Annotated in this window: 12 protein-coding genes; 6 read left to right on the top strand and 6 right to left on the bottom strand. The window is 61.0% G+C overall.

Features of this window, described 5'->3' with window-relative positions; all coding sequences use genetic code 11:
- Positions 1 to 185: 185 nt before the first annotated feature.
- The 3 genes from ACZ3GY_RS08365 (at position 186) to ACZ3GY_RS08375 (ending at position 2210) form a co-directional block, all read left to right on the top strand.
- Positions 186 to 944, top strand: a complete 759-nt coding sequence (locus ACZ3GY_RS08365) for a helix-turn-helix transcriptional regulator (RefSeq protein WP_463564660.1) — start codon at positions 186 to 188, stop codon at positions 942 to 944.
- Positions 945 to 1011: 67 nt separating this feature from the next.
- Positions 1012 to 1347 (top strand): tRNA-binding protein, encoded by a 336-nt coding sequence (locus tag ACZ3GY_RS08370; RefSeq protein WP_465909652.1) that lies wholly within the window; start codon positions 1012 to 1014, stop codon positions 1345 to 1347.
- Positions 1344 to 2210: a DMT family transporter gene (locus tag ACZ3GY_RS08375; protein ID WP_465909653.1), complete on the top strand. Its 867-nt coding sequence runs from the start codon at positions 1344 to 1346 to the stop codon at positions 2208 to 2210. Before ACZ3GY_RS08370 ends, ACZ3GY_RS08375 begins: the two co-directional genes overlap by 4 nt.
- A 9-nt stretch (positions 2211 to 2219) precedes the next feature.
- On the opposite strand, the gene ACZ3GY_RS08380 is transcribed toward ACZ3GY_RS08375, so the two are convergent.
- The 5 genes from ACZ3GY_RS08380 to recQ all read right to left on the bottom strand — a co-directional run bounded on the left by ACZ3GY_RS08380 (position 2220) and on the right by recQ (position 9046).
- On the bottom strand, positions 2220 to 2513 hold the full coding sequence (locus ACZ3GY_RS08380; protein ID WP_465909654.1) for an Rdx family protein: 294 nt from the start codon (positions 2511 to 2513) through the stop codon (positions 2220 to 2222).
- Between the two features lie 101 nt (positions 2514 to 2614).
- Positions 2615 to 4732, bottom strand: a complete 2118-nt coding sequence (locus ACZ3GY_RS08385; protein WP_465909655.1) for a motility hub landmark protein FimV — start codon at positions 4730 to 4732, stop codon at positions 2615 to 2617.
- A 238-nt stretch (positions 4733 to 4970) separates the two neighbouring features.
- Complete coding sequence (locus ACZ3GY_RS08390; RefSeq protein WP_465909656.1) at positions 4971 to 6371, bottom strand: DHA2 family efflux MFS transporter permease subunit; 1401 nt, start codon at positions 6369 to 6371, stop codon at positions 4971 to 4973.
- Complete coding sequence (locus ACZ3GY_RS08395) at positions 6371 to 6805, bottom strand: MarR family transcriptional regulator (RefSeq protein ID WP_463564655.1); 435 nt, start codon at positions 6803 to 6805, stop codon at positions 6371 to 6373. Before ACZ3GY_RS08395 ends, ACZ3GY_RS08390 begins: the two co-directional genes overlap by 1 nt.
- A 117-nt stretch (positions 6806 to 6922) precedes the next feature.
- The gene (gene recQ / locus ACZ3GY_RS08400) at positions 6923 to 9046 is read right to left on the bottom strand and encodes a DNA helicase RecQ (protein WP_465909657.1); all 2124 of its coding nucleotides are present in this window, start codon (positions 9044 to 9046) and stop codon (positions 6923 to 6925) included.
- A 308-nt stretch (positions 9047 to 9354) separates the two neighbouring features.
- Between recQ and ACZ3GY_RS08405 the strand changes: the two genes are divergently transcribed.
- From ACZ3GY_RS08405 to ACZ3GY_RS08415, 3 genes are all read left to right on the top strand, one after another.
- Positions 9355 to 9942 (top strand): UPF0149 family protein, encoded by a 588-nt coding sequence (locus ACZ3GY_RS08405; RefSeq protein WP_463564653.1) that lies wholly within the window; start codon positions 9355 to 9357, stop codon positions 9940 to 9942.
- A 16-nt stretch (positions 9943 to 9958) separates the two neighbouring features.
- On the top strand, positions 9959 to 10360 hold the full coding sequence (locus ACZ3GY_RS08410; RefSeq protein WP_465909659.1) for a YbaN family protein: 402 nt from the start codon (positions 9959 to 9961) through the stop codon (positions 10358 to 10360).
- A gap of 239 nt (positions 10361 to 10599) precedes the next feature.
- Positions 10600 to 10827: a DUF6316 family protein gene (locus ACZ3GY_RS08415; protein WP_463564651.1), complete on the top strand. Its 228-nt coding sequence runs from the start codon at positions 10600 to 10602 to the stop codon at positions 10825 to 10827.
- A gap of 69 nt (positions 10828 to 10896) precedes the next feature.
- On the opposite strand, the gene pap is transcribed toward ACZ3GY_RS08415, so the two are convergent.
- A complete protein-coding gene (gene pap, locus ACZ3GY_RS08420; protein WP_465909660.1) occupies positions 10897 to 12390 on the bottom strand; it encodes a polyphosphate:AMP phosphotransferase in 1494 nt (497 codons plus the stop codon).
- Positions 12391 to 12480: the final 90 nt, after the last annotated feature.

The raw sequence follows: 12480 nt of genomic DNA on the forward strand, positions 1-12480 counted from the left end.
GGGCGATCTCCGGCAGATTTTCGGCCGAGCTTGAGCGAAAGCGGTGAAATGATTGTGAACGTGGCATGGCGATTCGATGACAGCAGCATCACGACAGCGGCGTTTTCGCAGATGCACGCTCGCTGTCCGCATCCAAAACGTCGATTCACGGAGTAAACTGGCACGACCGTTCGAGGAACTCCGCCATGTCAGCGCTCTTGTCAGTCCGCCACTACCATCAGGACATCGTCTGCCACGAGCATGACCATGCCCAGCTAGTTTTCGGCCTGAGCGGACACCTGCAGTTCGAGGTTGAAGGCCTGGGCAGTCGCATCAGCCGGCAAACGCTGGTGGTGGTGCCTGCCGGTGCGCGCCACGCCTGCGACAGCCGCCATGGCAGCGAATGCCTGGTGCTCGACGTACCCGCAGGCAATTGGCTTGAGCATCACCTCGGCGATCATGCCGATGCCAGCCAACGCTTGCTGGAGGCGCCGCAGAAAGTAGAGCTGTCGGTGACGCAAAGCGGCCTGGTCAACTGGCTTGCCGCCAGCCCGATCAACGATCCGCTGATCGCTCGTCAGGGCTCTATTCTGCTGCTGGCCAGCCTAAGCGCAGAAGCCAATCAACGTCCCAGTTTGGGTCTGCCGCTTAGCGTGCTGAACGCCTATATCGAGCGGCACGCTGCCCATCCCATTCAGGTGGCGGATCTGGCCAGCCTTGCCGGGCTTTCCGCTGCGCGCTTTCACAACCGTTTTCTCGACGAGACAGGGCTCACACCCATGGCCTACGTGCGCGACAAACGCCTGCGCCTGGGCCGCCAACTGCTGCACAACAGCCGCCTGAGCGTCGGCGAAATTGCCGCACGGGTCGGCTATACCTCGCAGAGCGCCTTCACCGCCGCCCTCTCCCGGCAATTCGGCGAAACGCCCAAGGCGCTGCGCGAGCGCCAGCCTCGCGACAAATAACGCCAGTCGCGCGACAGCTGATCCTGTTCCGGCCCTTTAAAGTGACGGCCAGAACAGGAGACGTATCATGCAGATCATCGAGTGGCAGGACTTCGAACGCGTCGAGTTGCGCGTCGGCACCCTCATCAGCGCGGCGCCCAACGAAAAAGCCTTGAAACCCGCCTACGTGTTGCAGGTGGATCTCGGCGAGCTGGGCATCCGTACCTCCAGCGCCCAACTCACCGCCCACTACAGCGCCGACGAACTGGTTGGGCGCCAGGTGCTGTGCGTTTGCAACTTCGCCCCCAAACGCATTGCCGGGGTGCGTTCTGAAGTAGTGGTGACGGGGGTCTATGACAGCGACGACAAAGTTGTCCTCGCCGGCTTCGACAAGCCCCTGCCCAATGGCGCGCGCCTGGCATGAACACCCGCAACGCGTTGCTCGGCCTGCACTTGGGCGCTCTGGCATTCGGCCTGTCCGGCATATTCGGCGAACTGGCGAGCACCACACCCATGACTATCGTCAGCGGCCGCTCGCTGTTCGCCGTGCTTGCGCTGGGCCTGTTTCTCCTCGCGCTGGGCAAACCGTTGCGCATCGCGGCCCGTCATCTGGCCTGGCTGGCACTTGGTGGCCTGCTGCTGGGGGCTCACTGGCTGACCTTCTTCGAATCGGTGCGGGTGTCCGGCGTGGCCATCGCGACCCTGGGTTTCGCCAGTTTTCCGGCCTTCACGGTCTTGCTCGAAGTGCTGCTGGGCGAACGCCCACGGCCTGGCGAGTACCTGATGGTTGCATTGGTCAGCGTCGGCCTGCTGATGGTCGCGCCGGCGCTGGATGCGAGCAACAGCAACACTCAGGGGCTGCTTTGGGGAGTCATGTCGGGGCTGCTGTTCGCGTTGCTATCGCTGCTTGGCCGAGCGATTGCCTCGCATGTCGATCCGATCCAGGCGGCACTCGGCCAAAATCTGGTAGCCCTGGCCTGCTCACTGCCATTCGCTGGTGCGACGCTGCAGGGCCTGGCAGCTCCACAGTGGTTCTGGCTGGCTCTGCTGGGCGTGCTCTGCACAGGCCTGGCACATAGCCTACTTGTAGCCAGTCTGCGCGTGGTCAAAGCCCGCAGCGCGGCACTGATTTTCGCTCTTGAGCCGGTCTACGGCATCAGCTTCGCCTGGCTGCTGTTCAGTCAGGCTCCAACGCCTGGAATGCTTGCCGGTGGCAGCCTGATCATCGTGGCGGTATGCATGAGCGCCGCTCACGCAGGTTCAGGGCCAGTGCCGAAAACGGCCTAGCGCAATGACTCAATTCATTGCCGGGCGATCGCTATGGCCGAGGTCACGGGCCGGGTCGATCACGTCGCGCACCCGCTGCTTGAGCACCTTGGCTTCGGGAAAGCCGCCATCAGCCTTGCGCTCCCAAATTTCCACACCGTTGCACTGGATGCGAAAGGTGCCGCCGGTTGCCGGTTCCAGGCTGACCCTGGCAAGGTCATCAGCGAAGGTCGACAGTAGCTCTTGGGCCAGCCAGGCAGCGCGCAGCAGCCACTGGCACTGTGTGCAATAGGTGATGGTGACTTCGGCTTTGTTAGGGGTCATGAGTCGGCTCCATTGCTAAGGCCGCCATCTTAGCGCCAGCCCATTCGAGCGCCCATGAAAAAGCGCGGCATGGCCGCGCTTGGTTTCAATCAGGAATTAGATCAGGCAATACGCGCAAGCAGCTCACGGGCTTCCTGCTTCTCTTCCTCGTCACCCTCGCTGAGCACTTCGTTGAGGATATCGCAGGCAGCTTCGAGATCGTCTTGTTCGATGTAGGCCATCGCCAGATTGAGCTTGGTCAGGTTCGCCTCATTGGTGACGAAACGATCGAGACCATCGGCTTCATCAGCAGGCAAATCATCCAGATCGAGCCAATCGTCCTCATGCCCCTCTTCCTCCACTAGCATGGTGCCAGCGAATGGGCTGTTGGCATCATGACCGAAAATATCGGTGGACTGCTCAGCGCTTGTGGCCGCGGAAGATCCGGGCTCTACACCAGCACGTTTCTTGCGAGCTCCGCTCTCGAACGGGTTGACCAGATCCCAATCGGCATCCAGCGACAGGTCGTCCAGGTTCAACTGAAAATCGTCGTCCTGCCCCTTGCTTTGTTCCAGCGCTGACGATGGCACATCATCCAGTTCCAGAGTCAGTTCCTCCAGCCCCCCCAACGGCTCCTGCGAGTCGGAAGGTTCTAGGGTTTCCATCGGCAACACAAACAGAGCCGGATAGCGACCCTTGAGCTGGTCAATGCGTGCACTATCAAAACCGTCATGACGCAACTTCGCTTCTTCTTCGGCGAAGGCGGCGGTGTTGCCCTGCTGGGCCAGTACTTCGAGCAAACGGAAGCGGATATCCAGACGCTGTGGGTTAGCCAGGGAGGCCTGACGCAACGCAGTTACTGCTTCACCCAAGCGGCCATAGGCAATATAGATATTGGCGCCGTCCAGCGGATCTGTGGAATTCGGCTCAGTGCGCGCTACAGCCGGGGAGCGCACCGGCAGAGGTACGTCGACTACCGTGGCACGTGATACCGCAACAGGTTCGACAACCTCAGGTGCAGCAGCCCGAACCACTGGTGGTACGACGATTACAGGCTCGGCAATCGCTTCGGGATCAGGCTTGCGCTTACGTTTGAACAGCAAAAAAGCAACAGCCAGTAGCGCCAGCAGGGATGCAAGCAGCACGTTCCACAGATTCCAGAACCCTTCTGCAGCCGGCTGCGTTGCAGGTGCAACGGCAGGCTCTTGCACAGCGGCAGTCGGCGCAGCGCTCTCAGCAGCGGCTACAGCGGGCTCGACAGGCACCGGGCGCTGAGCAAGTTGCTCCAACAGCTGGGCAATCTGCTCGTCACGCGCTTCCATGCGCGTCATCATGTCTTTCAACTGGTTCTGCACCACCAGCAGATCCTGCTGCAACTGCAGGTTCTCGGCACTGCGGTTGGCGACCTCTTCCTCGACACGGCGAATCTGCGCAATCACTTCCACCTGAGGTTCGGCAGGCTGTTGCGGCGCAGTATCGGGAATGATCTCGGCAGGCGCTTCAGAACGTGGTGCAGCGCCTGCTTGCGTAGGCTGGCTCGCTGCGGCATCCGGCATGCGTGCATGATCGGGCAGTAATAGCGAAGCCCCGGCACGCAGCCGGTGAATGTCACCGTTGCTGAACGCCTGTGGGTTGAGGGCGTGGATATCTAGCATCAAGTCCTGCAGGGAGGTCTGGTTGCCTTCCACTCGCAGCTTGGATGCAATTGTCCAAAGGCTGTCACCGCTGGTGACCTGATAGCGCTCACCACGGCTGGCGATAGGCGTACGACGCGGCGGCGCGTAGGACGTGAACTGCTCATTGTTGCCGACCGGTGCCGCCTGACTGCTATACGAGGAAGACGTTGGCGGATCGAGCAGCACCGTGTATTCGCGCAACAACTGTCCGCCAGGACGCTTCAACTCAACGATGAAATTCAGGTACGGCTCGCGCACAGGCTGGTTGGAAACTACCCGCACGACGCTGTTGCCGCCACGCATGACTGGACTGAAACGCAGGTCATTGAGGAAGTAAACGCGATCGACACCGGCAAGATTGAAGGCATCCGCGGGCGCAAGTGAGACCTTGATATCGGAAGCGCTCATGTCATCGCCAACCGCCAACAGCTCGATCTCGGCATTCAACGGCTGATTAAGCGCCGAATGCAGAGTGATCTCACCCAACCCCAGCGCTGGCGCCAGTCCCGAATAGAATGCCGAACCCGATGCCAGGCCGATCAGTAAGTGACGAACACGAGTCATAAAAGCTCCCGATAACTCCGCTCGAAGAGTAGCTGCAGCAACCGAAACCGGATCGGCCTTCCTGCAAGATGCGGCGTAGCACAGCGCTGCGTCGGCAAACGCTCCTTGTCCCACCGAGTAGTGAGTATGGTCTCGATTCAACGGCTTGCGAGTTTTCAACCCGCATAATCCACTCGAAGTCGAGCATCTGGCCATCATACGCAAAAAGCCAGAAATACGGCTAGTTATGTGAACGCCGTCAACGTTGTGACGGCCGAATGTTCCAGGCGGCAAAAACGGTCAAGACAAACAGCGCCCCCATCAGCAAATAACTCTGCTGAAACGCCACCACCTCGGCAGCGAAATCGCCGCCCTCCTGGCGATGGCGCCACTCCAGAAAGAAGGTCAGCAGGTTAACGCCGAATGCACCGCCCAACTGACGCACGAAGGTGATAGCCCCCGCTCCGTGTGCCAGCTGCTCACGGTCAAGAATGTCCAGCGCTCCAGTGCTCAGTGCTGGCAGCAGGATACCCAGACCAATACGCCCCACACAGGCCCAGCAGCACAGCACCAGAAACGATGCTCCTGGCTCCAGCCAACCCAGCCCGAACGATGAAAGCGCCAGCAGCAGCAATCCGCTAACCAGCAGCACAGCGGTGGACAACCGATCACTCAACCAGCCACCAAGAAAAGACGCCACCCCCATCAGAATGCCCGTGGGCAGCAACAGCAAACCGGCCAGACCAGCGCTATAGCCCTCGATAGCCTGCACGTGCAGGGGGATCAGGTAGGTAGTGCCGTACAGTCCCATGCCCAGGGCGAGCGCTACCCAACTGGCCTTGCGAAAACCAACATGTCGCCAGAGCCCGAGCGGCAGCAACGGGCGAGCACTACAGCGACTTCGCCATAGAAAGCCGGCCATCGCCAGAGTGCCGACCAGGCCGGTCAGCCAGACCTGCGGTTGCCCCCAGGGAAAGCGCTGCGCCTCGGCCAGCGCACCGAGCCAGGCGAACAAGCCGATGCACAGCAGGCTGAAAGCCCGGAGGTCGAGAAATGGCGTATCACGCTGCCGCTCGCTGGGCATTAGAAACTGCCCAGCGAGCATGGCCAGAACGCACATCGGCAAAGGCAACCAGAACACCGCGTACCAGTCGAATGCATCGACTAGATAGCCACCAATGCTCGGCCCCAGCGTCGGCGCGATCATCACGCCCAGGCCATACGTGCCAAGCGCAGTGCCGCGGCCGCCGCCGGCGAACACCTGGAAAATCAGCACCATCGCCAGCGGCTGGACGATACCGGCACACAGCCCCTGGATGATGCGCAAGCCGATCAGTTGCCAGGCGGCATCGGCCACCAGTGCAAGCAATGAGGTGACGATAAACAGACTCAAACCTGCCTGCGCCGTAGCACGAGCGCCAAGCCGGGCCTGGGCCCAGGCTGACAGTAAGAGGCCAGCAGTCATCGCGGCGAGAAACCCGGTGGACAACCACTGGGCCAGCGGACGGCCAATCTTGAAGTCGGCCATGATTGCTGGCAAGGCAACATTGATGCTGGTCGACGCCAGAATCATCGCCATGCTGCCGAGCATCAGCACCACTAGAAGATACTGTGGATAGTGCGGCCCGAAGCGTCTCTGCAGGAGAGACAGCCCCTGCATCAGCGGCGTTCCAGATTACCCAGAATGCGTGCGTGCACCTGTTGGCAACGGCGCAGTTCTTCCTCGTCGATGCCAGCAAAAAGCTCTTCGCGCAACTGCGTGGAGATCGCTTCTATTTGCTCGATCAGCGGCTTGGACGGCGGGCACAAAGCGATTTTCTTGGCCCGACGATCCTCGGGTACCGCATGGCGGCTGACCAGTCCCTGTGCCTCCAGGCTGTCGAGCAAGCGCGCCAGCGTTGGCCCTTCCACACCGACGCTCTGGGCCAACTCACGCTGGGTCGGTAACTCGTCGAAACGGCCGATGTGTAGCAGCACCAACCAGCGCGCCTGGGACAGCCCCAGGCCAGCGAGCCGCCGATCCAGCTCGGCGCGCCAGGAACGGGAAAGCTGAGCCAACTGCATGGCGAAACGGTGTTGTTCGGATTGGGACATTGAGGCTGCTCTTGGAATTATCAAAAACTAATTATTAGCGAGCTAACCATAGCTTTTGGCAGAGAGCAAGATTGCAGTCGTTGCGAGATAAGAGTCTGTCGCGTCAATAATCGTCGATCAGGCTTCGAATTCGGCTTGCAACGCTGCGCGAACGCAATGCAGCACGCCCTCCTCCACACGACCGGCAAACAGCGGGCTGATTTGCGCTACGGGTGGCAATTCACCTTCGCCATCGAGAAAGGCGTCTTGTATCTCACCAAGCAACTCCTCCGGCAGATCGAGGGCCTGCTCAAGGGAAATCTGCTGATCAGCGATGGCCTCGGCAAGTAGCGAGTAAGCACTCTTCTGACTACAACCGAGCTGATTGGCTATCTGCGCAGGCGTCATGCCGGCACGGGCCAGGCTGACCAGCTCGTGACGCAGATCCACCACCGGCTGCGGCGTTCCGTTGCCAGCCAGCACTTCGAGGAAGGCATCGCCGTAGCGCTCCAACTTGCGAGCACCCACACCACTGACACGGGCCATCTCCGCCAGTGTGCTGGGTTTGCTACGCAGCATTTCCAGCAGGGTGGCATCCGGGAAGATGACATAAGGCGGCACGCCGTGCTCCTCGGCCAGACGCTTGCGCAGGGCACGCAGCGCGTCCCACTGCTCGCGTTCCTCACCACGCACCAACTGCCGTGCCGGGCTGCCTGAGGCCTTGGCGCTCTGTTGCGGCTTGAGGTCACGGCGCAGTTGCAGCGTCACCTCACCTCGTAGCAAGGGCCGACAACTATCGGACAGGCGCAACCCGCCATAGCCTTCCAGATCCACATCCGCAAGGCCACGCGCGACCAACTGACGGAACAGCGAGCGCCACTCGCCTTCGCTGAGCGCACTGCCAACACCGAAAACAGAGAGATGCTGGTGGCCGAGGCTACGCATCTTCTCGTTGTCGCGGCCAAGCAAAATGTCCACCAGGTGGCCGACGCCATAACGCTGACCACTGCGATAGATGGCCGACAACGCCTGGCGAGCCGGTTCGGTGGCATCCCAGGTCTGCACGCCGTCGGTGCAGTTGTCGCAATGGCCGCAGGGCTGCGGCAGTTCTTCGTCAAAATAGGCCAGCAACACCTGGCGACGGCAACGAGTTTCCTCGCACAAAGCCAGCATCGCATCGAGCTTGTGCTGCTCCACGCGCTTGTGGCGCTCGTCGCCTTCGGAATTGGCAAGCATCTGCTTGAGGAAGATCATGTCCTGCAGGCCGTAGGCCATCCAGGCCTCAGCGGGCAGACCGTCGCGGCCCCCACGACCGGTTTCCTGGTAATAGGCTTCCAGCGACTTGGGCAGATCGAGGTGCGCGACGAAGCGCACATTGGGTTTGTCGATGCCCATGCCGAAGGCGATGGTCGCCACCATGATCAGACCTTCCTCATTAAGGAAGCGTTTCTGGTTATAGGCGCGCAGCTCACTGGGCAGGCCAGCGTGGTATGGCAGTGCCGGGAAGCCCTGCTCGGATAGAAACGACGCGACTTCTTCGACCTTCTTGCGCGACAGGCAATAGACGATGCCGGCATCGCCCTTGCGCGCGGCCAGGAACGCCAGCAACTGCTTGCGCGGCTGCTCCTTGGGCACGATGCGGTAAAAGATGTTGGGGCGGTCGAAACTGGACAGGAAGCGTTCGGCGTTCTGCAGATGCAGACGATTGACGATCTCCTCGCGGGTACGCATGTCGGCGGTCGCGGTCAGGGCAATGCGCGGCACGTCGGGGAACAGCTCGGCCAACTGCCCCAACTGCAGGTACTCGGGACGGAAATCATGCCCCCACTGAGACACACAGTGAGCTTCGTCGATGGCGAACAGGGCAACCTTCAGCTGCTGCAGGAAGGCCAGCATGCGCGGCTGCACCAGCCGCTCCGGGGCGAGGTAGAGCATCTTGATCTCGCCGCGACGAATGCGATCGGCGATATCGCGCTGCTGATCGGCGTCCAGCGTCGAGTTCAGTGCCACCGCGGCGACACCCAGCTCTTCCAGAGTCGCTACCTGATCGTCCATCAGCGCGATCAGCGGCGAAACCACCACGGCCAGTCCGTCACGCAACAACCCGGGTACCTGGAAGCACAGCGACTTGCCGCCGCCGGTCGGCATCAACACCAACGCATCGCCGCCACTGGCCACGCGCTCGATGATCGCACCCTGGCGGCCACGGAAGCTGTCATAGCCGAATACGTCTTTGAGGATGCGTTGCGCCTGCTCGAGCATGTAGGGTCTCCGAATCAAGCGGGGCATTATACGCAAGAGTCTCGCGGCGACGGGCAACCGATGTGTTTTTTAGCGTTTAGCACACCGTTTTGCCTGCAACTCTGGCCGGGTAGGTTGGTCTGCTCTAGCAGGCCGTTGAAAAACGTAGGCGAGGCAGCCGGTGCGAGGTGAAAGCAGGTGAGAAAGCGGAGTTTACGAGCTGTAAATGAGCATTTCGAATCTGCTTTCAACGAAGCAACGGCAACGCAGATAGTTTTTCAACAGCCTGCTAGAATTCAGCCTCGTTTACTTCTTCAAGGTAGCCACCGATGTCCTTCGCCGAGCAACTGTCCCGTCTGCAAGCCTTCCTCGATGCTGATGAACTGCACGAAGAAGCGCTGGACTATGTCGCCGCACACGGTTACCTGACCGCCCTCTCCATCTGCCCGGACAAGGTCGAAACCCGTGAGTGGATCGACGCCCTGTTCTCCGAGCCGCCGCACTACCGCAGTGATGAAGAGCGCGATGACATCGAAGCCACTCTGATTCAGCTGCAGTCGCATATCGCCCGCCAGCTGGCCAGCGATGACGAGCCGGAAGTACCGTGTGAGCTGGATCTCGGTGACGAGCCGGACGACTCCGACCTGCGCGGCTGGTGCATTGGCTTCATGGAAGGCGTATTCCTGCGTGAAGCCGTGTGGTTCGACGACGCCGAAGACGAAGTCAGCGAGCTGCTGCTACCGATCATGGTCGGTTCGGGCCTGTTCGATGAGCAGCCGGAGTTCGCTGAGATTGCCCGTGATCGCGACTTGGTCGATAGCATGGTCGAACAGATCCCGGAGCTGCTCACCGCACTGTTCCTGCTGTGCAATGCACCTGAAGAAAAACCGGCGCTGCTCAAACCTCGCCACCACTGATAGCGACGCCATCAACATGGCGCGCGAACCCTACGAAACACGCAACCCTCTGCTGCGCTACAGCCTGCTGACCCTCGGCTGGCTGAGCGTAGCGCTGGGCGTGCTCGGCATCTTCCTGCCGGTGCTGCCCACCACTCCCTTCCTGCTGCTGGCCGCCGCCTGCTTTATGCGCAGCTCGCGACGCTTCTATCTGTGGCTGGTCGAACATCCTCACCTCGGCCCGTGGATTCGCGACTATCTGAAGGGTGAAGGCATTCCTCGCAAAGCCAAGATTTATGCCATCGGCCTGATGTGGCTGAGCATAGGCGTTTCCTGCTGGCTGGTTCCACTGGTATGGGCGCGCGCGTTCATGCTAACCAGCGCTGTGCTGGTGAGCCTGTATATCCTCAAGCAGAAGACCTTGCCGAATCGGCGCTGAACACAGAGTGCCCTTGTTCGCGCCGGGACGACGCACCTACACGATCACCTCCGTAGGAGCCGCGCCCCCCTCGGCGAATCGCCAGGGCAATGCCGAAATTGCAGCAAGGCCGCAATCCTTCGCGCCGAGGGCGACGCTCCTACGTTTGTTGGGCTGCAGCTAGCCATAATGGCGTCGCCAGCAGATTTCCCATCCGCTGATACACTGCACTGCAGGTACGTTCACGGGCGGCGACTAATATGACTACCCAGCGCGCAGAGGATACGGTTCAGACCACTCACTTTCGCAGTGACCGGGTCAGCACCATCAATGGCCGCTTCTTCTTCACGACGCGCGAGGGCACCCTCGAAGGCCCCTACTTCTCCCGCGATGAAGCCGAGCGAAATATCCCCCGCTACATCGACCGCATGCTGCAGGCCTTGGCGATCATCGAGAGTCGCAACAGCACGGGCAGTTTCAGGCCATAACCCATTGGCTATTAACCCTGGGTATCGCTTCGCTCAACACCAGGCTACGGGCCACGGATATCGGCAGTATTAACGCTCGCTCTTTTCGAACGCCGCCTCCAGCGCATCGTTGATGGTACGCAGCACTTTTACCCGGGCGAACTGCTTGTCATTGGCCTCGACGAGTGTCCACGACGCCAGGCGGGTACTGGTGCGATCAACCATGTCGCCCACCGCTTCGCGGTACTGCGGCCACTTTTCGCGGTTGCGCCAATCCTCTTCGGTGATCTTGAAGCGCTTGACCGGATTGGCCTCGCGCTCGCGAAAGCGCTCCAGCTGGGTGTTCTCATCGATGGCCAGCCAGAACTTCACCAGCACCACACCTGCATTGCTGAGCTGCTCCTCGAAATCGTTGATCTCGCCGTAAGCCCGCAGCCAGTCCGCCGGCTCGCAGAAACCCTCAACCCGCTCCACCAGCACGCGGCCGTACCAGGAGCGGTCGAACACGGTGAACTTGCCGCGCGCCGGAATATGCCGCCAGAAGCGCCATAGATAAGGCTGGGCGCGCTCCTCCTCGGTCGGCGCTGCCACCGGCACGATGCGGTACTGCCGGGGATCCAGCGCCGCAGCGACCCGACGTATCGCACCACCCTTGCCGGCGGCATCGTTACCCTCGAACACCGCCACCAGCGCGTGCCGGCGCATGCGTTTATCGCGCATCAATAGCGACAGACGCGCCTGCTCGCGAGTCAGTTGCTCACGGTAGTCAGCCTTGGCGAGGCTCACACTCATGTCCAGGCTGTCGAGCAGGCTGCGCTGGTCAGTGCGGGTCATCAGTGGCGTGGCATGGGGCAGCGGAGCGCGCTCGCTGGTATCACGCAGTGCGGCCTGCAAACCCTCGAGAAGAACGCGCCCAACAGTCAGGCTGCGGTAATTGGCGTCCGCTCCGGCGACGATGTACCAAGGCGAGTAATCGCGGCTGGTGCGTCGCAACAGATCTTCGCCGACACGCACGAACTTGTCGTAGGTCTTCGACTGCTGCCAATCCAGCGGGCTCAAGCGCCAGCTGTGCAGTGGATCGTTCTGCAGGCTCTTGAGACGCCCCAGCATCTGTTTCTTGGAGAGATGAAACCAGAACTTGAAGATCAGCGTGTCTTCGTTGCACAGCATCTGCTCCAGACCCAGCGCGCCGTCAATGGCGCCATTGAGGTCGTCCTTCTTCAAATCGCCGTGCACGCGACCTTGTAGCATCTGGCTGTACCAGTTGCCGAAGAAGATCCCGATACGCCCTTTGGGTGGCAGCTGCCGCCAATAACGCCAGGCGGCTGGCCGGGCTAGCTCTTCGTCGGTTTGCTGATCGAAGGTGCTGACCTGGATAAGGCGCGGATCCATCCATTCGTTGAGCAGCTTCACCGTCTCGCCCTTGCCTGCCCCCTCGATGCCGTTGATCAGGATGACCACCGCCGAGCGCCCCTGCTCGCGCAACGCGTATTGCGCCTCGAGCAGTGCCTCGCGCAGCACTTGCTCTTCGGCGTCGAAGGTAGCCTTGTCGATGATGTGGTCGATCTCGGCGGATTCGAACATAAGCACCTCTTCCTGAAATGTATGCCCCAGACTAGGGGCCGTTGGCATTTCAGCGCAAGCCACGATGCACAGGTGGGTTGCCTTCAGCAT

Source organism: Pseudomonas sp. PME37.24/006, from assembly GCF_055556635.1.

Excerpts from the sequence above, each read along its gene's own strand:
- ACZ3GY_RS08365 (WP_463564660.1), top strand. The coding sequence starts at position 186 with ATGTCAGCGCTCTTGTCAGTCCGCCACTACCATCAGGACATCGTCTGC.
- ACZ3GY_RS08415 (WP_463564651.1), top strand. The coding sequence starts at position 10,600 with ATGACTACCCAGCGCGCAGAGGATACGGTTCAGACCACTCACTTTCGC.
- pap (WP_465909660.1), bottom strand. The coding sequence starts at position 12,390 with ATGTTCGAATCCGCCGAGATCGACCACATCATCGACAAGGCTACCTTC.
- ACZ3GY_RS08390 (WP_465909656.1), bottom strand. The coding sequence starts at position 6,371 with ATGCAGGGGCTGTCTCTCCTGCAGAGACGCTTCGGGCCGCACTATCCA.
- ACZ3GY_RS08375 (WP_465909653.1), top strand. The coding sequence starts at position 1,344 with ATGAACACCCGCAACGCGTTGCTCGGCCTGCACTTGGGCGCTCTGGCA.
- recQ (WP_465909657.1), bottom strand. The coding sequence starts at position 9,046 with ATGCTCGAGCAGGCGCAACGCATCCTCAAAGACGTATTCGGCTATGAC.
- ACZ3GY_RS08380 (WP_465909654.1), bottom strand. The coding sequence starts at position 2,513 with ATGACCCCTAACAAAGCCGAAGTCACCATCACCTATTGCACACAGTGC.
- ACZ3GY_RS08395 (WP_463564655.1), bottom strand. The coding sequence starts at position 6,805 with ATGTCCCAATCCGAACAACACCGTTTCGCCATGCAGTTGGCTCAGCTT.
- ACZ3GY_RS08370 (WP_465909652.1), top strand. The coding sequence starts at position 1,012 with ATGCAGATCATCGAGTGGCAGGACTTCGAACGCGTCGAGTTGCGCGTC.
- ACZ3GY_RS08410 (WP_465909659.1), top strand. The coding sequence starts at position 9,959 with ATGGCGCGCGAACCCTACGAAACACGCAACCCTCTGCTGCGCTACAGC.
- ACZ3GY_RS08385 (WP_465909655.1), bottom strand. The coding sequence starts at position 4,732 with ATGACTCGTGTTCGTCACTTACTGATCGGCCTGGCATCGGGTTCGGCA.
- ACZ3GY_RS08405 (WP_463564653.1), top strand. The coding sequence starts at position 9,355 with ATGTCCTTCGCCGAGCAACTGTCCCGTCTGCAAGCCTTCCTCGATGCT.